Source organism: Kitasatospora cheerisanensis KCTC 2395, assembly GCF_000696185.1.
Classification (GTDB): Bacteria; Actinomycetota; Actinomycetes; order Streptomycetales; family Streptomycetaceae; genus Kitasatospora; species Kitasatospora cheerisanensis.
Map to the genome: position 1 here is coordinate 2533381 of NZ_KK853997.1, position 23446 is coordinate 2556826.

23 protein-coding genes, 1 pseudogene and 1 riboswitch are annotated in these 23446 nt (G+C 75.2%); of the genes and pseudogenes, 17 read left to right on the forward strand and 7 right to left on the reverse strand.

Going from position 1 to position 23446, the window contains the following annotated elements; genetic code table 11:
- The first annotated feature begins 163 nt into the window (after nt 1-163).
- The 4 genes from KCH_RS11295 to KCH_RS11310 all read left to right on the forward strand — a co-directional run bounded on the left by KCH_RS11295 (nt 164) and on the right by KCH_RS11310 (nt 4670).
- Nucleotides 164-823, forward strand: coding sequence for a class I SAM-dependent methyltransferase (locus tag KCH_RS11295; RefSeq protein ID WP_035862147.1), 660 nt, complete (start codon nt 164-166; stop codon nt 821-823).
- Between the two features lie 299 nt (nt 824-1122).
- Nucleotides 1123-2484 (forward strand): hypothetical protein, encoded by a 1362-nt coding sequence (locus tag KCH_RS41215; RefSeq protein WP_157031999.1) that lies wholly within the window; start codon nt 1123-1125, stop codon nt 2482-2484.
- 7 nt (nt 2485-2491) lie between these two features.
- Entirely contained in the window at nt 2492-3478 is a 987-nt protein-coding gene (locus tag KCH_RS11305) for an N-acetylmuramoyl-L-alanine amidase (RefSeq protein WP_035862153.1), read from the forward strand.
- A 205-nt stretch (nt 3479-3683) separates the two neighbouring features.
- Complete coding sequence (locus KCH_RS11310) at nt 3684-4670, forward strand: DUF5336 domain-containing protein (protein WP_035862156.1); 987 nt, start codon at nt 3684-3686, stop codon at nt 4668-4670.
- A 110-nt stretch (nt 4671-4780) separates the two neighbouring features.
- Here the strand turns inward: KCH_RS11310 and KCH_RS11315 are convergent, their stop codons facing one another.
- From KCH_RS11315 to KCH_RS11325, 3 genes are all read right to left on the reverse strand, one after another.
- Nucleotides 4781-5860, reverse strand: coding sequence for a prenyltransferase/squalene oxidase repeat-containing protein (locus KCH_RS11315; RefSeq protein WP_035862159.1), 1080 nt, complete (start codon nt 5858-5860; stop codon nt 4781-4783).
- A complete protein-coding gene (locus KCH_RS11320) occupies nt 5857-6588 on the reverse strand; it encodes a class I SAM-dependent methyltransferase (protein ID WP_035862162.1) in 732 nt (243 codons plus the stop codon). Before KCH_RS11320 ends, KCH_RS11315 begins: the two co-directional genes overlap by 4 nt.
- A gap of 63 nt (nt 6589-6651) precedes the next feature.
- On the reverse strand, nt 6652-7971 hold the full coding sequence (locus KCH_RS11325; protein WP_035862164.1) for a glycosyltransferase family 4 protein: 1320 nt from the start codon (nt 7969-7971) through the stop codon (nt 6652-6654).
- Nucleotides 7972-8227: 256 nt separating this feature from the next.
- Between KCH_RS11325 and KCH_RS11330 the strand changes: the two genes are divergently transcribed.
- From KCH_RS11330 to KCH_RS11355, 6 genes are all read left to right on the forward strand, one after another.
- Entirely contained in the window at nt 8228-8884 is a 657-nt protein-coding gene (locus KCH_RS11330) for a TetR family transcriptional regulator (RefSeq protein ID WP_035871574.1), read from the forward strand.
- A 64-nt stretch (nt 8885-8948) separates the two neighbouring features.
- A riboswitch (cobalamin riboswitch) is annotated at nt 8949-9035 on the forward strand.
- Between the two features lie 136 nt (nt 9036-9171).
- The gene (locus tag KCH_RS11335) at nt 9172-10584 is read left to right on the forward strand and encodes an SCO2321 family membrane protein (protein WP_051652972.1); all 1413 of its coding nucleotides are present in this window, start codon (nt 9172-9174) and stop codon (nt 10582-10584) included.
- A 277-nt stretch (nt 10585-10861) separates the two neighbouring features.
- Entirely contained in the window at nt 10862-11257 is a 396-nt protein-coding gene (locus KCH_RS46585) for an SCO2322 family protein (protein ID WP_341865478.1), read from the forward strand.
- 2 nt (nt 11258-11259) lie between these two features.
- Nucleotides 11260-12399 (forward strand): energy-coupling factor transporter transmembrane component T, encoded by a 1140-nt coding sequence (locus KCH_RS11345; protein ID WP_035862167.1) that lies wholly within the window; start codon nt 11260-11262, stop codon nt 12397-12399.
- Nucleotides 12396-14015, forward strand: a complete 1620-nt coding sequence (locus KCH_RS11350) for an ABC transporter ATP-binding protein (RefSeq protein WP_035862170.1) — start codon at nt 12396-12398, stop codon at nt 14013-14015. The genes KCH_RS11345 and KCH_RS11350 overlap by 4 nt, the downstream gene beginning before the upstream one ends.
- A gap of 216 nt (nt 14016-14231) precedes the next feature.
- On the forward strand, nt 14232-15020 hold the full coding sequence (locus KCH_RS11355; RefSeq protein WP_035862173.1) for an ECF transporter S component: 789 nt from the start codon (nt 14232-14234) through the stop codon (nt 15018-15020).
- Nucleotides 15021-15068: 48 nt separating this feature from the next.
- On the opposite strand, the gene KCH_RS11360 is transcribed toward KCH_RS11355, so the two are convergent.
- The 3 genes from KCH_RS11360 to KCH_RS11370 all read right to left on the reverse strand — a co-directional run bounded on the left by KCH_RS11360 (nt 15069) and on the right by KCH_RS11370 (nt 17141).
- Nucleotides 15069-15389 carry an antibiotic biosynthesis monooxygenase family protein gene (locus KCH_RS11360; RefSeq protein WP_035862176.1) on the reverse strand — a complete coding sequence of 107 codons (321 nt, stop codon included), beginning with the start codon at nt 15387-15389 and terminating at the stop codon, nt 15069-15071.
- A 64-nt stretch (nt 15390-15453) separates the two neighbouring features.
- Nucleotides 15454-16512 carry a CU044_5270 family protein gene (locus KCH_RS11365; RefSeq protein ID WP_035862178.1) on the reverse strand — a complete coding sequence of 353 codons (1059 nt, stop codon included), beginning with the start codon at nt 16510-16512 and terminating at the stop codon, nt 15454-15456.
- Nucleotides 16509-17141 (reverse strand): RNA polymerase sigma factor, encoded by a 633-nt coding sequence (locus tag KCH_RS11370; RefSeq protein ID WP_208866051.1) that lies wholly within the window; start codon nt 17139-17141, stop codon nt 16509-16511. Before KCH_RS11370 ends, KCH_RS11365 begins: the two co-directional genes overlap by 4 nt.
- A gap of 215 nt (nt 17142-17356) precedes the next feature.
- Here KCH_RS11370 and KCH_RS11375 point away from each other — a divergent pair, with 215 nt between their 5' ends.
- The 4 genes and pseudogenes from KCH_RS11375 (at nt 17357) to KCH_RS11385 (ending at nt 20435) form a co-directional block, all read left to right on the forward strand.
- Nucleotides 17357-18112: a DUF6879 family protein gene (locus KCH_RS11375; protein ID WP_035862185.1), complete on the forward strand. Its 756-nt coding sequence runs from the start codon at nt 17357-17359 to the stop codon at nt 18110-18112.
- Nucleotides 18109-18949, forward strand: a pseudogene (locus KCH_RS11380) (helix-turn-helix domain-containing protein). Before KCH_RS11375 ends, KCH_RS11380 begins: the two are co-directional and overlap by 4 nt.
- A gap of 132 nt (nt 18950-19081) precedes the next feature.
- Entirely contained in the window at nt 19082-19237 is a 156-nt protein-coding gene (locus KCH_RS42455; protein WP_167574036.1) for a hypothetical protein, read from the forward strand.
- Nucleotides 19238-19241: 4 nt separating this feature from the next.
- The gene (locus KCH_RS11385) at nt 19242-20435 is read left to right on the forward strand and encodes a methyltransferase domain-containing protein (RefSeq protein WP_157032000.1); all 1194 of its coding nucleotides are present in this window, start codon (nt 19242-19244) and stop codon (nt 20433-20435) included.
- Here KCH_RS11385 and KCH_RS11390 read toward each other — a convergent pair.
- Nucleotides 20398-20895: an anthrone oxygenase family protein gene (locus KCH_RS11390; RefSeq protein WP_035862188.1), complete on the reverse strand. Its 498-nt coding sequence runs from the start codon at nt 20893-20895 to the stop codon at nt 20398-20400. The two genes, KCH_RS11385 and KCH_RS11390, sit on opposite strands and share 38 nt — an antisense overlap.
- 131 nt (nt 20896-21026) lie before the next feature.
- Between KCH_RS11390 and KCH_RS11395 the strand changes: the two genes are divergently transcribed.
- The 3 genes from KCH_RS11395 (at nt 21027) to KCH_RS11405 (ending at nt 23439) form a co-directional block, all read left to right on the forward strand.
- Nucleotides 21027-21974 (forward strand): AraC family transcriptional regulator, encoded by a 948-nt coding sequence (locus tag KCH_RS11395; RefSeq protein WP_035862191.1) that lies wholly within the window; start codon nt 21027-21029, stop codon nt 21972-21974.
- A gap of 143 nt (nt 21975-22117) precedes the next feature.
- Nucleotides 22118-23188 (forward strand): hypothetical protein, encoded by a 1071-nt coding sequence (locus KCH_RS11400; protein ID WP_035862194.1) that lies wholly within the window; start codon nt 22118-22120, stop codon nt 23186-23188.
- The gene (locus KCH_RS11405) at nt 23185-23439 is read left to right on the forward strand and encodes a hypothetical protein (RefSeq protein WP_035862196.1); all 255 of its coding nucleotides are present in this window, start codon (nt 23185-23187) and stop codon (nt 23437-23439) included. Before KCH_RS11400 ends, KCH_RS11405 begins: the two co-directional genes overlap by 4 nt.
- The last annotated feature ends 7 nt before the right edge of the window (nt 23440-23446 follow it).

Consider the following 23446-nt stretch of genomic DNA (forward strand, 5'->3'; position numbering starts at 1 on the left):
TCGACCTGCGCTGACCCGGCCCGTCCCGGTCGGCCACCCGCCCCACCACGGGCGGCCACCTCACGGCAGCAGGCGGGCGGAGCGGCCGGCGACCGGTCCGCGAAGGGCGTTCCTACCATCCAGTAGGGTCCTGGTCAGTCCCCCAGCCCGGCAGGAGCGCCCGATGACCGACCTCACCCCCGCCGCCCCGGCCACGCCCGACCCGCAGGTGCTCGACGCGTTCCGGGCCGCCACCGGCTTCATGCCGGAGGACGAGGGCCTGGCGCTGTACGCGGCGGCCCTGGAGGCGGCGGGGCGCACCGGCCTGCCGCTGCTGGAGATCGGCACCTACTGCGGGCGTTCGGCGATCCTGCTGGCCGACGCCGCCCGCCGGGCCGGCACGGTCGCGCTGACCGTCGACCACCACCGCGGCTCCGAGGAGCAGCAGCCGGGCTGGGAGTACCACGACCCGACGCTGGTCGACCCGGAGGTCGGCCTGATGGACACCCTGCCGCGGTTCCGCCGCACCCTGCACGCGGCCGGCCTGGAGCCGCACGTGGTGGCGCTGGTCGGCCGCTCGCCGCAGATCGCGGCGGTGTGGCAGGGCCGGCTGTCGCTGGTGTTCATCGACGGCGGGCACACCGACGAGCACGCCACCGGCGACTACCTGGGCTGGGCCCCGCACCTGGCCGAGGACGGCCTGCTGGTGGTGCACGACGTGTTCCCCGACCCGGCGGACGGCGGCCAGGCCCCGTACCGGGTGTACCTGCGGGCACTGGACGAGGGCTTCGAGGAGGTCTCGGTGACGGGCTCGCTGCGGGTGCTGCGCCGCGCCGCTTCCTGACCTTCCGTCACCCTCCGGGCCGGGCCGCGGTCGGCGAACTTTCCGGCCGCGACCGGGAACGATCACCGCCGCTGCGGCGTCGTCCCCACCGCGACGCGTTGCGGGACCGCCGTGACCCGCCCCGCCGACGGCCGGTACGGTGTCGGGGCGGCAGACGGCGAACGACCCGTGCGGGCGCGGTCGGTGCGACGGACAGGCATCCACGGGTCAGCAGGCGGGGGCGAGGGGCAACGCATGACGGAACAGGGCAGGGCCGCACGGGCGGTGTGGGATCCGACCGCGAACAACGGCGCGGGCGGGTGGGTCCGCAAGCCGGCGGCGGCCGACCCGGCTGCCGCGGGTCCGCCCACCACGGCGATCCCGCTGCCGAAGTTCGACGACGGCCCGGTCGCGCCCGCCGCCCCGGTCCCACCGGTCTCTCCCGTCTCGCCCGTCCCGCCGGTCACCCCCGTTCCGCCGGTCTCCCCGCTCTCTCCGATCCCCCGGCCTCCCCGGTCCCGCCGGTCCCGCCGCAGGCCGAGGCGCCGCAGCCGCAGCAGCCCGCAGCCCCGCAGCCCTCGTACGGCGGGCAGCAGACCTTCGGCGGGCAGCAGTCCCCGCAGCCGCAGGGCCAGACGTTCGGCGGCCAGCAGGGCTTCGCCGCGCCGCCTGGCTTCCCCGAGCAGCCGGCCCAGGGTCCGCAGCCCACCTTCGGCGGCCAGCCCCCGCAGAGCGGTCCGCCCCCGCAGCCCGGCCAGCCCTCGTTCGGCGGCCAGCAGGCCTTCGGCGGCCAGCCTCAGTTCGACCAACAGCCGTACGGGCAGCAGCAGTTCGGCGGCCCGCAGGGCACCTTCGGCGGGCAGCCGGGCTTCGGCGGCCAGCAGACCTTCGGGGGCCAGCCGCAGTTCGGGAACGGCCCGGGCGGGTACGGCGGCCAGGAGCCCGAGTTCGACTACGAGGAGGACCCGCGGCGGCGGCGCACCCCGGTGCTGATCGGCGCGGCGGTGGCGCTGCTGCTGGTGATCGGCGTCGGCGTGGTGTGGGCGGTGAAGAACAGCGACACCAGCGGCTCGAACCAGGCGCAGGGCGGCAGCACCGCCCCGGCGCCGGTCCCGTCGCAGGGCGGCGGCGCCGGCGGGCAGGGCGCGTCGCCGGCGGCCTCCGCCTCGGGTGCCGCCGATCCGTCGCCGTCCGCCTCGGGCGCGTCCTCGGCCGGGCCGGACGCCGCCTCGCAGGCGAAGGCGCTGGACGCGCTGCTGACGAAGGGTGAGAACGCGAAGGCGCCGATCGGCAACGCGGTGGCGAAGGTCCGCAGCTGCCCGCCGAAGGCGGAGATCGACAACGCCGCGAAGGTGTTCGACACCGGCGCCCAGCAGCGCGACCAACTGCTCGCCGATCTGGCCCAGTTGAAGACCGACAGCCTGCCCGGCGGGGCGGATGCGGTGGCGGAGCTGAAGGACGCCTGGCAGCAGTCCGGGGACATCGACCGGGCGTACGCGGCCTGGGCGCGCACCGTCTCCGCGCAGGGCTGTGCGAACAACACCGTTCCCAGCACCGCCGACCTGGGCCGCGCCAATGACCTCAACCCGCAGGCCACCCAGTCCAAGAAGGACTTCGTGGCGAAGTGGAAACCGATCGCCGACACGTACGGACTGACGGTGCGTACCTGGGACAGGATCTGAGGAACTCGTGACCGGCCGCACCACCCCGCCCCCCGTCGAGCCTGACCCGTACCCCGGCCCGGAGCAGCGCGCCGCGCTGTGGCGGCCGGCCGCGAAAGTGGCGGGGGTGGTGCTGCCGGTCTGCCTGATCGGCTGGCTGGGCTGGCAGGCCGTCGCGAACAGTTCGCGGGACGTGGCCCCGCACGCCGCCGTCGCCCCGCAGTACGCGGAGGGCGACCGGCTGGACGCGGACGAGGCGTCGGGCTCCCCGGCTCCGGCGGGCAGTCCGGAGGCCGGCGCCGCGGCCCCGTCGCCGGCCGCGCCGTCGCCGAGCGCGGCGGGGCGGCCGCTGTCCGGGCGGACGGTGCTGCTCGACCCGGGCCACAACGCGGGCAACGCGAAGCACACCGCCGACATCAACCGGAAGGTGGACATCGGCAACGGCCGCAAGGAGTGCGACACCACCGGCACGTCCACCAACGCGGGCTACCCGGAGGCCGAGTTCACCCTCGACGTGGTGCACCGGGCCCGGCAGATCCTCCAGGACCGGGGCGCGACCGTGGTGCTCACCCAGGACGGTGACCGCGCCTGGGGTCCGTGCATCGACGAGCGGGCCCGGATCGGCAACGAGGCCAAGGCGGACGCGGCGGTCTCCGTCCACGCGGACGGCGCGTCGGCCTCCGGCAGCGGCTTCCACGTGATCATGCCCGGCAGGGTGGTGACCGGCCCGGCCGACACCGCCGCGATCGTGGACCCGTCGCACCGGCTGGGCGTGCTGCTGCGCGACGCGTTCAAGGCCGGCACCGGCGAGCCGACCTCGACGTACATCGGCCAGCAGGGCCTGGACACCCGGACCGACCTGGGCGGGCTCAACCTGTCGAAGGTCCCGAAGGTGTTCATCGAGTGCGGCAACATGCGCAACGCCGGCGACGCCGGACGGATGTCCGACCCGGCGTGGCGCCAGCGCGCCGCGCAGGCCGTCGCCGACGCCCTGACCAGCTATCTCACGGGGTGAGCCGCTGCACCGACCCGCCATCTGACCGCTCGTCCCGTCCCCGTGCCGGACGCCCGCCGACCCGTCCGGTTCGTACCGGATCCGGAGGGCGCTGTGCACACGGCGTCGCCTTGGCCCTAGGCTTTTGCCCCGTCGTACCGCTCCGGTACCACGGGGGCTCGGTCACCGCCCGCCGACCACGACTACACCAATGAGGGGAACGTCAGTGAATCTGCGCGCTCTCACCAGGGGAGACGCCGCCGTCGCCGGTGCGGCAGTACTGCTCCTGATTTCGTCCTTCCTTCCTTTCCGGGCGTACGACTGCTCCGGCAAGTACTGCCCCGCCAGCACGTCCCGCAACGGCTGGTCCTCGGACCTGTTCCCGGTGCTGCCCTCGGTCGTCCTGACCGGCCTGATCGGCGCGGCGCTGATCCTGCTGTTCCGGCTCCAGAAGGAGAACTGGGGCGGCAAGCAGGTCGCCGGTCTGCGGCTGGACCAGTGGGGCACGGCGCTGGCCGTGGTCTCGTTCTGGGGCTGCCTGTGGACCCTGATCGGCTGCCCGGACGGTCTCAGCAACGGCGCGGGCGCCTGGCTGTCACTGGTCGCCACGCTGGCCCTGGCGGGTGCGGTGATCGCCGCTCCGCTGGTCCCGGCGCTGGCCGGCCCGCTGCTCTCCGGCGCCCCGTCGGCGCCGACCACCCCGCAGCCGTTCCCGCCCTACGCCGGTCAGCCCGGCACCCCCGGCCAGCCCGGTCAGGTCGGCCAGCCCGGTCAGCCCGGCGCGTACGGCTACCCGGGTGCGCAGCAGCAGCCGTTCCCCGGCCAGTCGCAGCCGCAGCCGCAGGCCGAGCAGCCCGCTCCGGCGCAGCAGTTCGGCGGCCAGCCGGCCGGCGGCTACGGCTACCCGGCGCCCGCGCAGGCGGCCGCTCCGGCTCCGCAGCCGATGGCGCAGCAGCCCACCGCGGTCCAGCCGGCCGTGCAGGACCACGTTCCGCCGCAGGCCGCCGCCGCCCCGTTCGCCCCGTTCTGGTTCGCCGTCCCGGCGGTCCGTCCGCTGGCCAACAAGGACAACCCGGCGGCCCCGCCGGTCGGCGAGCTGGTCCCCGGCACCTGGTACCTGGCGGTGGACCAGCGCGGTGCGGCCCTGGTCGCCCAGCTGCCCGACGGCACCCACGGCGTGCTGACCGACACGGCGGGCATCCAGCGCGGCTGACGCCCCGTCGGGGGCGCGCGCGCCCGCGCGGGCGGCCCCGCTCACCACGAAAGGTCCGCCCGAGGAGGGAACTCCCCTCCTCGGGCGGACCTTTCGGCGTCCCTGACGGTTCAGCAGCAGTCGTCGACGACCAGTCCGGCCGGCAGCTCCTCGCCGCCGAACACGCTGACCGTCGCGTGGTCGCCGCCGAGCGCGGCGACGGCGAGCAGCAGCGCGCCGGCGGTCCAGGTGGTGCGTTCCTCGGGCCAGATCGCGTCGTCCTCGAAGACGTAGCCGGTCCAGTAGGAGCCGTCCTGGTGGCGCAGGTGCTGGATCCAGCGGAGGATCTCGACGGCCCGGTCGGACTGGCCGGCGGCCCACAGCGCGAGGGCGAGTTCGGCGCTCTCGCCGCCGGTGACCCAGGGGCGGTCGCTGACGCAGCGGACGCCGAGGCCGGGGACGACGAAGCGGTCCCAGTCGGCGGCGAGCCGGGCGGTCGCGTCCTCGCCGCGCAGCGCGGTGCCGAGGACGGGGTAGTACCAGTCCATGGAGTAGCGGCCCTTGTCGAGGAACCGCTCGGGGTGGTGGGCGATGGCGTGCTGGAGCCGGCCGGCGGCCAGTTCCCAGTCGGGCTGGGGCCGGTCGAGGTGGTCGGCGACGGCGAGTCCGCAGCGCAGGGCGTGCAGGATCGAGCAGGAGCCGGTGAGCAGGGCGTCCTGGGCGGTGTCGCCGTTCTCGTCCTGCCGCCAGGCGATCGCCCCGCCGGGGAGGCTGAGCCGGACGGTGTGGTCGAGGGCGCGGCTGACGGTGGGCCAGATCCGTTCCAGGAAGCCGTCGTCGCCGGTGGAGAGGTGGTGGTGCCAGGCGCCGACGGCGAGGTACGCGCAGAAGTTGGTCTCGCGGGCGCGGTCGGTGGCGGTGCCGTCGGCGATGCCGTCCTGGCCGTAGGCGTAGGCGGCGTACCAGGACCCGTCGGGGTTCTGCCGGTCGGCGAGCCACTGGTAGGCGGCCTCGGCGGCGGCGTGCTCGCCGGCGGTGTCGAGGGCCATCGCGGCCTCGGTGTGGTCCCAGGGGTCGAGGTGGCCGCCGTGGAACCAGGGGATGGCGCCGTCGGGCTGCTGCTGGGCGAGGATCGAGCGGACCGTGTCGGCGGCCCGGTCGGCGTCGAGGACGCCGTCCAGCAGCAGGGCCGCGGGGACGGCGGCCGTCACTCGCCGGTCCGGGGCTTGCTGGCGTACACCACGAAGGACTTGCCGATCACCGGGTTGAGGGCCTTCTCGGCGGCCTTGGTGAGGGTGGAGACGACGGGGGTGCCGACGATGTCCCAGACCAGCAGCTGGTGGAAGGCGCGCACCGGCAGGGACTTGTCGTTGTTGACGCCGACGGCGCACTTGATCCACCAGTACGGGGAGTGCAGGGCGTGGGCGTGGTGGCTGCCGTAGGGCTGCAGGCCGGCCTCGCGGACCTTCTGGACGAGTTCGTCGCCCTTGTAGATGCGGATGTGGCCGCCCTCGACCTCGTGGTACTCGTCGGACAGCGCCCAGCAGATCTTCTCGGGCAGGTAGCGGGGCACGGTGACGGCGAGCAGGCCGCCGGGCTTGAGGACGCGGACCATCTCGGCGAGCACGCCCTTGTCGTCGGGGATGTGCTCCATCACCTCGGAGATGATGATCTTGTCGAAGGTGTCGTCCTCGAACGGCAGGTTCAGCGCGTCGCCCTCCATGGCGGTGGCGCTGGCCCCGGCGGGCGCCTCGCCGGCCTGCTCCATGGCGGCGAACCACTTGCGGACCTCGGCGATCTCCTCGCCGTTCTGGTCCAGGGCGATCACGTTGGCGCCGCGCCGGTAGCACTCGAACGCGTGCCGGCCGCCGCCGCAGCCCAGGTCGAGCACCCGGTCGCCTGGGGCGAGCGGGAAGCGGGAGAAGTCGACGGTCAGCACTGCGGGGCTCCCATTCACGAAGGGGTGTTGCGAGAGTTGACGGGCCGTCGGTCGGCCGCGGCGTCAGCCGACGTAGCGCCAGCCGGGTCCGGAGCGGGCCGCGGCGCCCGCACCGGTGGCGATGGCGGCCCGGTAGCGGTCGGCGGTGAGTTCGGCGGCCCGGGCCCAGGTGAACCGGTCCAGCACCCGGGCGCGGCCGGCCTCGCCGAGGCGGGTGCGCAGCCCGGGGTCGTCGAGCAGCCGGCCGAGGGCGGCGGCCAGCGCCCCGGCGTCGCCGGGCGGGACGGCCAGGCAGGTCTCGCCGTCGGGCCCGGCGACCTCGGGGATGGCGCCGCCGGTGGTGGCGACCAGCGGGGTGGCGGTGGCCATCGCCTCGGCGGCGGGCAGCGAGAAGCCCTCGTACAGGGACGGGACGCAGGCGGCCTCGGCGGAGCGGTACAGGTCGACGAGTTCGGCGTCGGTCAGGCCGGTGCGGAACTCGATGTGCTGCTCCAGGCCGAAGCGGCGGACCGCCTCGGCGACCGGGCCGTCGTCCTTCTGCGGCTTGCCGACGACCACCAGGTGGGCGTCGCGTTCGGTGCGGACCTTGGCGAGCGCCTCGACCAGGTGCACCAGGCCCTTGAGCGGGACGTCGGCGCTGGAGGTGGCGACGATCCGGCCGGGCACCCGGGCGATGTCCGCGGACGGCGACCAGAGGCGGGTGTCGGCGCCGATCGGGACGACCGAGATGGCGTGCGGGGCGGCGCCGAGGTGTTCGGCGATCTCGGCGCGGGAGCTCTCCGAGACGGTGATGACGTGCTCCAGCCGCCGGGCCACCCGCTGCTGCATCCGGGTGAAGGAGTACCAGCGGCGCTTGCCGAGCCGCTCCAGCCGGGTGGCGGCCGCGTCGATCTCCAACTGCCGGTCCACGGTGACCGGGTGATGGACCGTCGTGACCAGCGGGAACCCGTGCCGGGCCAGGCCGAGCAGGCCGTAGCCGAGGGTCTGGTTGTCGTGCACCACGTCGTAGCGGCCCTTGTGCCGGGCCAGGTACTGGCGGGCGCGCAGCGAGAAGGTCAGCGGCTCGGGGAAGCCGCCGGTGCGCATCACCGCGAACTCCAGCAGGTCCACCGGGCCGCGGAACTCGCCGGCGGCGGGGGTGCGGAACGGGTCGTCGGAGCGGTACAGGTCGAGGCTGGGCAGCTCCACCAGGCGCACCGAGCCGGGTCCTTCGACCTCGTCGAGCACGGGGTAGGGCTGGGCGCCGATCACGTCGACGTGGTGGCCGAGCCGGGCGAGCTCCCGGGACAGGTGGCGCACGTACACGCCCTGGCCGCCGCAGAACGGGTCGCCGCGGTACGACAGCAGGGCGATCCGCAGCGACGGCGGCGGCAACGCGGTCATCCGGGGCCCCTCTTCCCTACTCACCGGGACCGGCGACGGACACGGCCGCCGACCGGTAAAGTAGATCACGTTTCACAGTGGTGCAGGCTCGCCGTCGGGGAAAGTGAACAACGGGAGACCTCGAAGATTACCGGGCCGTAGCTGGCCGTCAGGAGCCCTGGCAGGTGATTCACGCCACGCTGCGCGGCCGCCCGTCCCCGGCGTTTCCGGCCCGCTCCAGCCGCCCGCCCTTGGATCCCCCGCCCCGGGAGTGAACGTGACCGCGAACGCCGCCGACGACGGGGCGCTGACGCCGCGCCAGGCCGAACGCCGCCGGGGCATCCTGCGGGCCGCCACCGCGCTGGCCGCCCGGGGCGGCTTCGAGGCGGTGCAGATGCGCGAGGTCGCGGAGAGCGCGCAGGTCGCCCTGGGCACCCTGTACCGCTACTTCCCGTCCAAGGTGCACCTGCTGGTGGCGGTGATGCGGGAGCAGCTGGAGCGGCTGCACGAGCAGGTGAGGCGGCGTCCGCCGACCGGAGCGGACCCGGCGGCGCGGGTCGCCGAGGCGCTCACCCACGCCTTCCACGCGCTGCAGCGCGAGCCGCGGCTGGCGGAGGCGATGGTGCGGGCGCTGTCGTTCGCGGACCGCTCGGTGGGCAGCGAGGTGGACGAGGTCGCACAGGTCACCTCGGCGATCGTGCTGGAGGCCGCGCGGCTGCCCGATCCGCCGACGGCCGGCCAGCAGGCGGCGCTCCGGGTGGTCGCCCACACCTGGCACGCGACGCTGCTGGCGTGGCTGTCGGGGCGGGCGTCGCTGGCCGAGGTGCGGGCGGACCTGCACACCGCCGCCCGGCTGCTGACGCTCGCCGGTTCCGAGGCCGAACTGCAACCCGTTCCACCACCTGTCCGGGGTGCCGCGCCGGTCGGCGGCTAGAGTCTTGGGGCGCGGACCGGCCCCCACCGGACCGCCGACAACTTCATCCGCCTCCGAGGCCGGGGGAAGCCGGTGCGATTCCGGCACTGACCCGCAACCGTGAGCTGCGCCGTTCCGCGGCGGAGCGCAGTCGGACTGCCCGGCCGGAGACGAGCGGCCCTCCTCCGTCGTGGCTCGAGGGCCTCTCCGCCCGGCCCTGTCGCGCACCCGGCAGGACCGGACGGACGGCCCCACGGGCGGCCCGTGCGCACGGGTCCGCTGCGACCGCTCCCGAAAGGCTTCTCCCCATGCTGACCGCTGCCCGTCTGGGCGCCGCCGCGCTGGCCGGCGCGCTGCTCGCCGGCGTCGCCGCCGCGCCCGCGCTCGCCGACCCGTTGCCCGACGCGTCCGTCTCCGGTTCCCCGTCCGGTTCGGCCTCCGGCTCCGCGTCGGGTTCGCCGTCGACGTCCTCCGGCGTGCCGGCCGGGCTGTACGGCAAGGGCGACCCGCAGTACGACGGCGTGTGGCGGCAGTCGCTGGCGCTGATCGCGCTGCACCAGGAGAAGGTCGAACCGGCCGACGCCGCGGTGAAGTGGCTGCTCGACCAGCAGTGCGAGGACGGCGGCTGGCCGTCGTACCGGGCCGAGGGCGCCGCCTGCGTGGCCGCCGCCGAGGACTCCAACGCCACCGCGATGGCCGTGCAGGCGCTGTCCGCGCTCGGCGGCCACCAGCAGCCGGTCACCCGGGGCGTCGACTGGCTGCGCGCCCAGCAGACCGTGGACGGCACCTGGGCGTACAACCCGGGCACGCCCGGCGACGCCAACTCGACCGCGCTGGTGGTGAACGCGCTGCTGGCCGCCGGCCTGGACCCGGGCGCCACCGCCGCGAACGGCGGGCAGTCCGCCTACCAGGGGCTGGCCTCCTTCCAGCTGGGCTGCTGGAGCGCCGCCGAGCAGCGCGGCGGGTTCGTGTACCAGCCGGTGGCGGGCGGCCCGTCCGCGCCGAACACGCTGGCCTCCGCGCAGGCCCTGCTGGCGTCCGCGGGCGGGCACCTGCCGGTGACCACCGCCGACCGCAAGGCCGCCGCGCCGAAGGCGCTGGCCTGCCCGGCCGGAGTCATGGGCGACGGCCCGGTGGCGCACGCCGACTCCGCCGAGGCGGACGCCGCCTGGCTGACCGGCAGGCTCGCCGCCGGCGGGCAGCGCCTGCTGCTGGACACCCCGGGCGCGGCCGCCACCGCCGACTTCAACTCGACCGCCTGGGCGGTGCTCGGCCTGGTCGCCGCCGGCCACGCCGCGGAGGCCGCCAGCGCCGCCGACTGGCTGGCCGGCAACGGCTACGCCTGGGCCGCGCAGGGCAAGAGCGGCACCGACCCGGCGGCCACCGCCACCCTGGTGCTGACCGCCCGCGCCGCCAAGCTCGACCCGTACAACTTCGGCGGCGCCAACCTGGTGCAACTGCTGGCCGACTCCGGCCCGAAGCCGAAGGCCGGGCCGGTCGGCGGCGACCCGCAGGCCACCCGCGCGCCCGGCTCGGCGATCACCGAACCGGACGAGAACAGCGGCTTCTCGGCGGGCTGGCTGATCGGCGTCGGCCTGCTGGTCGGCATCGGCGCGGGCATCCTGCTGAGCCTGAACCGCCGCCGCCAGAACCAGCCCGCGGCCGCCGCCGCGCCGACCGCCGACGCCGCCTCGGACGAGGGTCCGGAGCAGGACCGGTGACCGGCCCGCTGCGCCGGACTCCCGCCCCCGCGGCGGCCGTTGCCCTGCTGTTCGGGCTGCTGGCGGCGCTGCTCGGCCCGGCCGCCGGGTCGGCGCACGCCGCGGACTACCGGTACTGGTCGTTCTGGAAGGGCGGCGCGGACGGCTGGGCGTACCAGCAGGTCGGGCCGACCGGGAACGTGCCCGCGGACGGCGCGGTGGACGGCTGGCGATTCGTGCTCAGCCCGGACGGCGGCCAGGACGCGCCCGGCCGTCGCAGGCCGCCGACTTCGGCGCGATCTGTGCGGCCACCCCGGCCGCCGGCGGCCGCAAGCGGGTCGCCGTGGTGCTCGACTTCGGCACCGCGAAGGACGCCCCGAACGGTGAACAGCCCGCCGCGGCACGCTCCTTGTGCGCCTCGGTGCCGACCGCCGCGAACTCGGCGGAGGTGCTGGCCGCGGTCGCGACGCCGCTGCGCTACGACTCCGGCGGGCTGCTCTGCGCCATCGCGGGCTACCCGAGGGCGGGCTGCGGCGACGCCGCCGGCGGCGGGTCCGGCTCCTCGTCCGCGGCGGGCGGTTCGGCCGGCCGGGGCGAGGGCGGGCCGGACCTCGGCCTGATCGCCGGCGCCGGCGCGGTGGTCCTGCTGGGCGCCGGCGCGGTCTGGCAGGCCCGTCGCCGCCGCACCCGCTGACCATGTCCGTCGACCGTCTGCGCCGCACCGCCGCCGAGCCCGCGAACTCGGGGGCGGTGCACAGCCGTTCGCTGTCCCGTCAGGTGCACCCCGGCGCCTGGTGGCTGTGGTCGCTGGGCCTCGCGGCGGCGGCCAGCCGGACCGGCAACCCGCTGCTCCTGCTGCTGATCCTGGCGGTGGCGGGCTTCGTGGTGGCCGCCCGGCGCGGCGACGCCCCGTGGGCCCGCTCGTACGCCGCGTTCCTGCGCCTCGGCCTGCTGGTGCTGGCCGCCCGGGTGGTGTTCGCGGTCGTGCTGGGCTCCCCCGTCGGCGGCACCCACGTCCTCTTCACCCTCCCCCAACTCCCGCTGCCCGCCTGGGCGCAGGGCGTCCGGCTGGGCGGCTCGGTGACCCTGGAGGGCGTGCTGTTCGCGCTGTACGAGGGCCTGCGGCTGGCCGTGCTGCTGGCCTGCGTGGGCGCGGCGAACGCGCTGGCCTCCCCGTCGCGGCTGCTCCGCTCGCTGCCGGGCGCGCTGTACGAGGCGGGCGTGGCGGCCGTGGTGGCGATGACCTTCGCCCCGAACCTGGTCGCCGACGTCCGCCGGCTGCGCGCGGCCCGGCGGCTGCGCGGCCGCACCGACCGGGGAGTGCGGGCCGTGCTGTCGGTCGGACTGCCGGTGCTGGAGGGCGCGTTGGAGCGTTCGGTGGCCCTGGCCGCGGCGATGGACACCCGCGGCTTCGGCCGCACCGCCGAGGTGCCGCGCCGACTGGTGCGCACCGGCGGGGCGTTGACCCTCGCCGGGCTGCTCGGCGTGTGCGCCGCCACCTACGGGCTGCTCACCGCCGGCACCCACCCGTGGGCGCTGCCGGTGCTGGCCGCGGGCGCGGCCGCACTGGGCGCGGGACTCGCGCTCGGCAGCCGACGGACCGTCAGAACCCGTTACCGGCCCGACCCGTGGGCGCTCCCGGAGTGGCTGACGGCCCTCTCGGGCGTGCTGGTCGGGGCCGCCCTGATCTGGTACGCGGGCCGCTGGCCGGAGGCCCTGACGCCGCCGGTGGTGCCGCCGGCCGCGCCCCGGCTGCCGCTGCTGCCCGCCCTGGCCGTGCTGATCGGCCTGCTGCCCGCCTTCGCCACCCCCGAGCCGCCCCGGAGCACCCGGTGATCACTTTCGAGCAGGTCGGCGTGCGGTACGCCGACGCCTCCGAACCCGCCCTGCGCGGCGTCGACCTGACCGTCCCCGAGGGCGAACTCTGCCTGCTGGTCGGCCCGTCCGGCGCCGGCAAGTCCACCCTGCTCGGCACCGTCTCCGGGCTGGTGCCGCACTTCACCGGCGGCGTCCTGGAGGGCCGGGTCACCGTCGCCGGCCGTGACACCCGCACCCACCGGCCGCGCGAACTCGCCGACGTGGTCGGCACGGTGGGCCAGGACCCGGCGGGGCACTTCGTCACCGACACGGTCGAGGAGGAACTCGCCTACGGCATGGAGTCGCTGGGCCTGCCGCCCGCCGTGATGCGCCGCCGGGTCGAGGAGACCCTCGACCTGCTCGGCCTGGCCGAGCTGCGCGGCCGCGCGCTGTCCGCGCTCTCCGGCGGCCAGCGCCAGCGGGTCGCGATCGGCTCGGTGCTGACCGTCCACCCGAAGGTGCTGGTGCTCGACGAGCCCACCTCGGCCCTCGACCCCGGCGCCGCCGAGGAGGTCCTGGCCGTCCTGCAACGCCTGGTGCACGACCTCGGCACCACCGTGCTGCTCTCCGAACACCGGCTGGAGCGCGTCGTCCAGTACGCCGACCAGGTCCTGCTGCTGCCCGGCCCCGGCGAGCCCCCCGTCCTCGGCGACCCCGCCGAGCTGATGGCCCGCTCGCCCGTCCGCCCGCCCGTGGTCGACCTCGGACGGCTGGCCGGCTGGGATCCGCTGCCGCTCACCGTCCGCGACGCCCGGCGCCGCGCGGCGGCGCTGCGCGAGCGGCTGCCCGCGCCGCCCGATCCGCCCGCGCCCGCCGCCGCACCGCCCGCCGCCACCGCGATCGCCACCGCCTCCCGGCTGGTGGTCGCGCGCGGCCCCGTCCCGGCCCTGCGCGGCGTCGAACTCGCCCTGTTCCCGGGGGAGATCACCGCACTGATGGGACGCAACGGCGCCGGCAAGTCCACCCTGCTGGGCAGCCTGGTCGGCCTGCACGCCCCCGCTTCCGGCACCGTCCGGGTGAACGGCCTCGTCCCGCACAAGTCCCGTCCCAAGGACCTGATCCGCTCCGTCGGCCTCGTCCCGCAGGACCCGCGCGACCTGCTGTACGCCGAGACCGTCGCCGAGGAGTGCGCCGCCGCCGACCGCGACGCCGACGCCGAACCCGGCACCTGCCGGGGCCTGTTGGCCACCCTGCTGGCCGGCATCGACGACGAACGCCACCCCCGCGACCTCTCCGAGGGCCAGCGCCTCACCCTCGCCCTCGCCGTCGTCCTCGCCGCCCGCCCGCCACTGCTGCTCCTCGACGAACCCACCCGCGGCCTCGACTACGCCGCGAAGGCCCGCCTGGTCGACATCCTGCGCACCCTCGCCGCCGACGGCCACACCGTCCTGCTCGCCACCCACGACGTCGAACTCGCCGCCGAACTCGCCCACCGCACCGCGGTCCTCGCCGAGGGCGAGATCGTCGCCGACGGCCCCACCCCCGACGTCGTCCTCGCCTCCCCCACCTTCGCCCCTCAGACCGCGAAGATCCTCCCCCCGTACCTCACCGTCGCCGACGTCGCCAAGGCCCTCACCCCCCAGGACCAGCCATGACGCCCCGTGAACCCGCGACACCGAAGACCCCCGAACTCGCCCGGCCCGTACCGCCGACCGCCCCGCGCAGCGGAAACCCCGAAGCCGCCCGAGCCCAACTCCGCTCACCCGACGCCGCCATGACCATCCGCCACCTCCCTGTCTTCCTCCTCACCTCCCCCTCCCTCCCGGAGGGTCCCCGATGACCCGGCAGCCGCCCCCGAACTCGCCCGCCCCGTGCCGCTCGGGCGGCGGTCGGTGGTGGCGCTGGGGCTGGTCTCGGCGGTGGGGGTGGCCGCGTTCGGGTGGCCGCTGCTGGCCTCGCGGGACTCGGACCTGGTCGGTCACTCCGCCGATGCGCCGTGGCTGTTCGCCCTGCTGCTGCCGCTGCTGCTCGCGGTGCTGGTCGCGCAGCTCTCCGAAGGCCGGAACGCGGCCGGCGCGCCCGGCCTGGACGCCAAGGCCGTCGCGATGCTCGGGGTCCTCGCGGCCGCGGGCGCGGCGCTGCGTCCGCTGGGTGCGGGCACGGCCGGGCTGGAGCCGATGTTCTTCCTGATGGTGCTGTCCGGGCGGGCCCTCGGCCCGGGCTTCGGTTTCGTCCTCGGCGCGCTGTCGATGTTCGCGTCGGGTCTGCTCACCGGCGGCGTCGGCCCGTGGCTGCCGTTCCAGATGCTCGCGATGGGCTGGGTCTGTCTCGGCGCGGGGCTGCTCCCGGGCGCCGCCCGCCTGCGCGGCCGGGCCGAGTTGCTGCTGCTGGCCGGGTACGGCGTCGTCTCGGCGGTGGGCTACGGCGTGGTGATGAACCTTCAGGGCTGGCCGTACATCGGCGGCCTGAGCACCTCGATCTCGTTCGTCCCGGGCGATCCGCTGCCCGCCAACCTGGCGCGTTTCGCGCTGTACTGCCTGACCACGTCGCTCGGCTGGGACCTCCCCCGCGCCGCGCTCACCGCCGTCCTCTGCCTCACCGTCGGCGGCCCCTTGCTGCGCACCCTGCGCCGGGCCACCCGCCGGGCCGCCTTCCAATGAGAGTGCGGGGCCGGTCCCTTCCGGGCCCGGCCCCGCACGGGGGGTGTCCTACTGCTTCGACGCCGCCTGCTGGACGACCTCGAAGGACCACAGCTCCGACCCGGTCGCGGCGGGCTTGGGCCGCTCGCCGGCGCCCTGGTGGGCGTGCGCGTCCTTCCGCGGGCCTTCCAGCCATGCCAGGTACGACTCCTCGTCGCGCCAGCGGGTGTAGACGAGGTACTGGTCGGTCCCGTCGACGGGGCGCAGCAGCTCGAACCACTCGAAGCCGTCCGAGTTCTCGACCACGCCGGCCCGCGCGGCGAACCGCTGCTCCAGCACCTCCCGCTGCTCGGCGGGAACGGTCAGCACATTGATCTTCACGACGCTCATGGGCCCATCCTCCCCCACCTCACACCCGGGCCCGGGGCGACGTGGCTGGCCGGGCCGGGGCGGGTCAGGCCCGGTGGGGGGCGGTCTGCTTGATGCCGTCGACGATGGTGCGGGCGGTGACGGCGGAGGTGTGGATGACCGTGCCGGGCTTGATCAGGTCCGGTTCGGCCGAGGCGCCGACCTGGACCTGGCGCTCGCCGAGGAAGGCGAAGGTCGTCCGGTCGAAGATCCACTCGCTGCGGACGCCGGACGTCTCGTCGAGCCGGGCGACCGCGATCCCGTGGCGGCCGAGGGCGTCGGCCGCGTCGTTCACCTGGGCCACACCGGGGATCTTGCCGGCGGCCTTGTAGAGCGCGGCCGACAGCGCGGCGGGCGGGTAGCTCTCGGCGAGCAGGTCGCCGATGGTGGTGAACGCCTCCGCGTCCGGTCCGGGGCCGTGGCCCGCGGTGTCCGCGTAGATCTTCTTCAGCAGCGCGTCGGGGTCGGTGGGGAGCCCGGCCAGGTAGTCGTAGGACGGCCCGTTCAGGTACGGCTGCTCCTCGGTGTCCAGCGCGATGCCGTTCTTGTGGTGCTCGTCGACCAGCCAGCCCCGGTGGCCGTCCGCCGACTTCCAGGCCTGACGGGTGGTCAGGCCGGAGCCGACCGCCGAGCGCTTCCCGTTGACGACCCGCAGGTCGGTGCCGGCCACCTTCGACTCGATGTAGACGTACTGGTTCGCGCCGACCGCCGGGACGGCCGCCCCGGCGGCGGCCAGCGAGATCCGGTCGAGCAGTTGGACCACGCCGTGCGTATCGGCGGCGCCGACGGTGGTGGTCAGGGCGGGGCCGGCGGCCGGGTCGGCGGCCTCCTCCGGGGCGCGCGTGGTCAGGCCGACTCCGGCGACGGCGGCGCCCGCCAGGACGCAGGCGGCGACGGGGAACAGGACGACGCGGCGCAGGAACGGGTTGCGCCGCACGGCGGGGACGGGTCGCTCGGCGGCGGAGAGGTCTTCGTGGATCCGGGCCATCAGGCGCTCCTTGTGGAACTGGTGGCGGCCCGCCGGCAGGTCCCGCTCCGGGGTCGGCCGGAGCCCGGCGGGCTCCGGCCGCTCAGCCGGGCGCGGCTGGGAGGGGCTGGCGTTCATCGGCTTCCTTCCGGTACGGGCCGGACCGCTGTCGCGCGGTCCCCATTCATCTGTCGGGCGCGGCGGGCGGGTTCCCGTTTCGCTGCCTCGAGTTCCGCGACTGCGAGTTTTCGCAGTCTGGTTCGGGCGCGGGACAAGCGGGAGCGGACGGTTCCGACGGGAATGCCGAGCGCCTCGGCGGCCTCGGCGTACTCCAGGCCCTCCCACAGGCAGAGGACCAGGACCTCGCGCTCGGGGCGGCGGAGCGAACCCATCGCGGTGACCGTGGCGGCGATCCGGCGCCGGTCGTCCACCTGGCCGGCCACGTCCTCGGCGTGGTCGGGCAGTTCCACCACCGAGGGCCCGGTCGCGGCGAGCGCTGCGGCCGCGGCGCGGTAACGCCGGTTGCCGCGGCAGTGGTTGCGGGCGAGGTTGGTGGCGACGCCCAGCAGCCACGGGCGCAGCGATCCGCCTTCGGCGGTCACCTTGCCGCGCAACCGCCAGGCCTCCATGAACGTCGCCGACATGACGTCCTCGGCGGCCGACCAGTCCGCGGTGAGCCGGAAGGCGTGGTTGTAGACGGTTCGGGCGTACAGGTCGAACAGTTCCCCGAAAACGTTCGGGTCCCCCGCCCGTACCCGGGTTCGCATCTCTATGGTCACCCCAATGAACTGTCCGGCACCGACAGGCGAGTTCCCGTGACGCGCGTCACGCCCGAACTCGCGGCCGTCCGAACAGTACGCAGAATGATCAACCATCACCCCGCCGTTCGCTCCCGCCGGGCGAATATCCGCGAATCAGCGCCCTGCCCCGCCCGATGCCCGGGCATTCTGAGGCCGATCGCCAACAGGAGGGGAAGAGGGACATGACGACCCGTCGACTGCGCTACATCGGGAGCAATTCGGGGAACAACGGATGCCCGACGCTGTACGAGGACGAGGAGACCGGGCAGGTGATCGTGCAGGGCGACCTCGTCACCGACCCTGGCGAGGTGGCTCAACTCCGAAACATCAAGCCCGGCGAGGGGTTCGTGACGGTGCCCCGCGTCCTGCTCGCGGACTTCGCGCCACGTGCCGCCGAGCGCGAGCCGGTGATGATCAGCTGGGACGAGTTCGAGTCCATGTTCGAGACCCTGAAGCACACGGCCTTCCGGCTGGAGACCCGACGTCAGTACCGCTCCGACGAGCAGACCGAGACCTACCGCCGGTTCGTGGCCGGCGAGGACCCCGGCTGGGACATGGACGACGCCTGGTCCCGCAATCGGCGTGAACAGGCAGCGCAGGGCAAGCGGTTCGAACGGGTGCGGATCATGGACAATCCGCCGACTCTCGGGCAGCGCTACCTGCTCGAGAACGCCGAACAGATCGGCACGGTGGGTGAGGACGTCCGCTACCTGTGGCGGGAGGACGCGGACCGGCTGGGCCTTCCCCTGGAGGACGCCTGGGTGTTCGACTCCCGGGTGATCGCTCTGCTGCACTTCGACGCCGACGACCTGCTGACCGGCGTCGAGCTGATCACCGATCCGGTCCGGGTCAACCGCGCCTGCCAGGAGCGGGACGCCGCTTGGCACTTCGCCGTGCCGCACCGTGAGTTCCGGGCTGGGGTACCGTCCGGCGGGTGAGCACCGACTTCCAACAGGCCCGATTCGCCCTCGGTCTGCGGCTGCGCGAGCTGCGGACCGAGGGCGGTCTCACAGGCCGTCAACTGGCGGAGCGCCTCGGATGGACGCAGTCCAAGGTCAGCAAGCTGGAGACCGGCCGCCAGACTGCCGCCCATGACGACCTGCGGGCCTGGGCGGAGGGCGTGGGGCAACCCGAGGCGGCGGCCGAGCTGTCGGCCCGGCTTCGCGCCTTCGAGACACAATCCCGGTCCTGGCGCCGGCAGTTGGCCGCCGGTCACCGGCCGGTCCAGGACCCGACTGACGGTCGAGTACGAGCAGTCGGCCGTCATGCGGGCCTGGGAGTCGTCCTTGGTCGTGGGAATGCTTCAGACCGCCGACTATGCGCGCCATGTGTTCGAGGCTTATGCCGATCTGCACCGATCGCCGCGAGACATCGAGGAAGCCGTCAGCGTTCGCGTTCGACGTCAGGAACTGCTGTACCGAGGCGGCAAGCGCTTTCATGTCGTCCTGTGGGAAGCGGCCTTGCGCGCGAGGCTGTGCCCGCCGACGGTGATGGCCGCCCAACTCGACCGTCTCAGCGGCGTAATTGGCCTGGACACGGTGATCCTCGGGATCGTTCCCTTCGAGGCAGCGCTCAACTTGCCGCCCGCCAACGGATTCTGGCTCTACGACGAGCGCCTGGTCATCGCCGAGGACTGGCACGCCGAAATCTGGCTCGACGACCCCGCCAGCGTGGCGCTCTACCGACGCGTGTGGGAGTCGCTGAACCGAGCTGCCGTCCACGGGCCCGCCGCGCAGCGGGTCATCGCCCGGTGCCGCCAAGCGCTGGACACCTGAACCTGGGACAGGCCGCGAATTCCCGCCGCCACCAGGGGAATTACGGAGAATCAGACGCCCGCCGTCCAATCCCGGCACCTACCGTGAACAACGGACGGAAGCCCGTCCCACCTGGGAGAACAAGGAGGCACCATGCCCACGTTCGACGGCAAGCACGGCGGCGGTACCGGCGACGGTTCCGGTGGCGGTCAGCAGGACGACAGCAACAGCGGCAACAAGCACGGTGGCGGCGGCAGCGACGAGGGCGGCAACTCGTCCGACGGCCAGGGCCCGGCGACGGGGCGCTGAGGTGGTGACGGCGCGTCAGCACGCGGAGGCCGGTCGCGACCGGCTGGCCTCCGCGCTCATCGCCAACGGTTCGCTGCAACCCGATTGGTTCGCGGCGTACCACGCCGTTCCCCGGCACCTGTTCGTGCCGGACACGGTGTGGCCGGGACAGGCGGACGGGGTCCGGCAGGGCAGGGCGGTGAGCCGACTGGAGGACCCTGCGGGGTGGTGGCGGGCGGTGTACGCGGACGTGCCGCTGACCACGCAGTGGGACGACGGGGTGCTACCGGTGCACAACGGCCGGGGCAGCAGCCCGAGTTCGTCCAGTTCGATGCCCACGATGGTGTTCTCGATGCTCGGGGCGCTGGATGTTGCGGACGGCCACCGCGTGCTGGAGATCGGCACCGGCACGGGCTGGAACGCCGCGCTGCTGTCGCACCGTCTCGGGTCGGCGAACGTCACCACTGTCGAGGTGGACCGGAACACGGCCGCCGACGCCCGGCACCGGCTCGCCCGGGCCGGATACGCACCGACCGCCGTGGTCGGCGACGGCGCGGCAGGGCACCCGCCGGGAGCACCCTTCGACCGGGTGATCGCCACCTGCTCGGTGCGACAGCTGCCGCCGGCCTGGATCGAGCAGTGCCGCCCGGGCGCCGTGATCCTCGCGCCCTGGGGGCCGGAGTACGGCGGCGAGGCGATTGCGCGGCTGACGGTCGGTCAGGAGGGCGGCGCCCGCGGCAGGTTCGTCCACTCCTCCGCGTTCATGCGGATGCGCGCCCAGCGCACCACCCGCCCGAACAGCCTCGCCTACCTGTCCGCGCCGTGGCCGGCCGACGGCGTCCGCTCGACCACCGCCCTCTCGCCGGACCGGCTCGGCGACTGGGCGGCCATGTTCGCGATCGGCGTCCGCACACCGGGCGTGTTTCCGCTGACGGAGCGCTACCGGGACGGGTCGTACACGCTGTGGCTGCACGACACGGCCGTCACCTCGTGGGCGACGGCCGACTGGGAGCCGGGGCGGGCGGAGTTCGAGGTGGTGCAGTCCGGCCCGCGCCGGCTGTGGGACGAAGTGGAGTCCGCGTGGCGATGGTGGGACGCGCTGGGCCGCCCGGGGTTCGAGCGCTTCGTGCTGACCGTCTCCCCGGACGGCACGCAGACCGTCGAGCCGGACCGACCGGGCGTCAGGCCTGGCGGCCCGACAGGGCGAGGGCCCAGGTGAGGCAGCCGAAGGCGGCGGTGGCGGCGACGGCCCGGACCAGGTTCCAGCGGACCCAGACGTCCTCGAACGCGGCGCGGACGGCGGCCGGGTCGGTGAGGCCGTCGGGCGCTCCGGCGGCGGCCAGCCGGTCGTTGAGCGGGACGTTCACGGCGCCGGTCACGACGAGCATCACCAGGTAGAGGACGGCGGCGGCGCCGATCCACAGCAGCACGGTGCGGTCGCCGCCGCGCCACTGCAGGACGCCCGCGGCGGCGATCAGCAGCAGCGCACCCAGGAAGCTGATCATGAACCAGCCGTTCAGGATGGCCGTGTTGATGCGCTGCATGGCGTCGACGAACGCCCGGTCGTCGACCTTGGCCAGGCCCGGCATCACCGAGCAGGCGTAGGAGTAGAAGAGTCCGGCGCTCAGGCCTGCGGTGAGGGTCGCGCCGATCAGCGTCAGCGTGCGGAGAACTGCCATGCCGTGGGACCCCGTTCGTTCGGTCATGACGAGCAGTCAACCCGGCGCGGCGGTCAAGATCCATGGCCGGGAAGCTCGTTGGCATGCGCGAGCGTCCACCCGCCCGGCGACGGCCGTCTACGCTGGCGGCCATGGACGCGCTCGCCGCACTGCTGACCGGCCCCCGGGCCCGAGGGGCGTTCCTGCTGCGGTCGGTGTTCGACCCGCCGTGGTCGCTCCGGATCGAGGACCGGGCGCCGCTGACGGTGCTGACCACGGTGCGCGGCGACGGCTGGATCGTCCCGGACGACGGCGCGCCGGTGCCGCTGCGCACCGGCGACCTGGCGATCGTCCGCGGCCCGGAGCCGTACACCGTCGCCGACCGGCCGGAGACCGCGCCGCAGGTGGTGATCCACCCCGGCCAGGTGTCGACCACCGTCGGCGGCGAGCGGCTGTGCGAGACGCTCGACCAGGGCGTCCGCACCTGGGGCACCGCCAGGGACGCGGCGACCGTCCTGCTCAGCGGCAGCTACGCCCTGCACGGCGAGGTCGGCGGGCGGCTGCTGCGCGCCCTGCCGCAGGTCCTGCGGCTGCCCGCCGAGGAGTGGAGCTCCCCGCTGCCGGCCCTGCTGGAGGCCGAGATCGGACGGGACGAACCGGGCCAGGAGGTGGTGCTGGACCGGCTGCTCGACCTGCTGCTGATCTCCGCGCTGCGCTGCTGGTTCTCCCGCGACGCCCGGCACGCCCCCGCCTGGCACCGGGCGCACTCCGACGCGGTGGTGGGCCGCGCGCTGGGCCTGCTGCACGGCGACCCGGCGCGCGCCTGGACTGTGCACGACCTGGCCGCCGAGACCGGCGTCTCCCGGGCCGCGCTGGCCCGCCGCTTCACCGACCTGGTCGGCGAGCCGCCGATGGCGTACCTCACCGAGTGGCGGCTCGCCCAGGCCGCCGACCTGCTGGCCGAACCGGACGCCACCCTCGCGGCGGTGGCCCGCCGGGTCGGCTACGGCAGCGGCTTCGCGCTCAGCGCCGCGTTCAAGCGGGTCCGGGGCCTGAGCCCGCAGCAGTTCCGCGACCGGGCCGCCGCCGCAGCGGGCTGACGGGGCGTGGGACGGACAACCCGCGCCCACGCATCTCCCCGCGAATCGGACAGCGGGCACCCCGCCCCGGGCGTCCCTGTCGTCCCGTGGGATGGTCCTGCATAATCACCCCGTTCGATTTCCGACCCGAGGAGGACCGGCCCATGTCGGCAGACCGCTGCCCCCGCTGCGGCACCGCACGGACCGCCGGCGGCTGCGCGTGCCACGCCGTCTCCCCGGTCGAACAGACCGCGGTCCTGCCGCCGTTGGACGGCCCGCACCTGGTGCGGCCGTACGTCGCCGGCACGCCGGTGGTGGAGGCGGGCGACCCGTCCGTCGACCCCTTCGCCACCCGGGTCGGCCCGGCCCCGGTCCAGCCGATCACGGGCCCGCAGCCCGGGCCGCCGCCGTTCGCCCCGCCGCAGCCGCCCGCCCGGCCGCCGCACGTGCCGCAGGCCGCCAGCCCGTTCGGGCCGCCGCAACCCGCCGCCCCCGCCCAGCCGTTCGCGCCGCAGCCGGACGCGCCGCAGCCGGACGCACCGCAGCCGGACGCCGCCGCCACGCAACTGCTGCCGCCCGTCCCGCCGCAGGGGTCGCCCGCGCCGGGGCGGTTCGCGCCGGACGGCGGCCCGGAGCAGGGCGTCCCGTTCACGCTGGGCCGGGTGGTTCCACCGCCGCAGGCCGAGCAGCCGACCGCGCTGCTCCCCCCGGTCCCGGCCGGGGCTGCCGGAGCGGCCGGGCCGGTCGACGCGGACCTGCCGGACCAGGAGCAGCCCGGCCGCCCCGCCGCCGACCTCGGGATGTTCTCCTTCCACGGCGACGACGAGGCCGCGCCGGTCAGCCGCGCGGAGCGCCGTTCGCAGCGCCGGCAGAGCGCCGACCGCAAGCGGCTGGTGATCGCGGGCGGCGCGGTGGGCGTGACCGCGCTCGGCGCGAGCCTGGCGATGCTGCTGTCCTCCTCGCCGACGAAGGTCGACAAGGCGCTGCCGGCGCCGACCGCCCCGGCGGTGGTGTCGTCCGCCTCGGCCACCCCGAGCGCGCCGCCGAGCGCCGACGCCTCCCCGGACGCGTCCGCGACGACGGCGGGCCCGTCGCCGGTCCGCACCACCGCCCGGCCGACCCAGACCGTCACCACCCACCCGGCGGCCGCCCGACCACCGTCGCGCCGCCCGCGCCGACCTCCGCGCCCCCGACCCAGCCGTCCTCGCCGCCCGCGTTCCGGACGCTGCGGATGAACGACACGGGGCCGGAGGTGACGCAGCTCCAGCGGCTGCTGATGGCCTACAACTGCAACCTGATCGGCCAGCTCGACACCGACCGGACCGGCGACATCCCCAGCCGGCCCGGATTCGGCTACTGGACGCAGAGCGTGCTGAGCAGCTTCCAGCGCGAGAACCGCAAGCGCCTGCCGGGCACCACCCAGGGCGTCTACGACCAGCAGACCCAGGCCCTGCTCCAGGCGGAGGCGCAGAACCCGGACTGCTGACCGGACG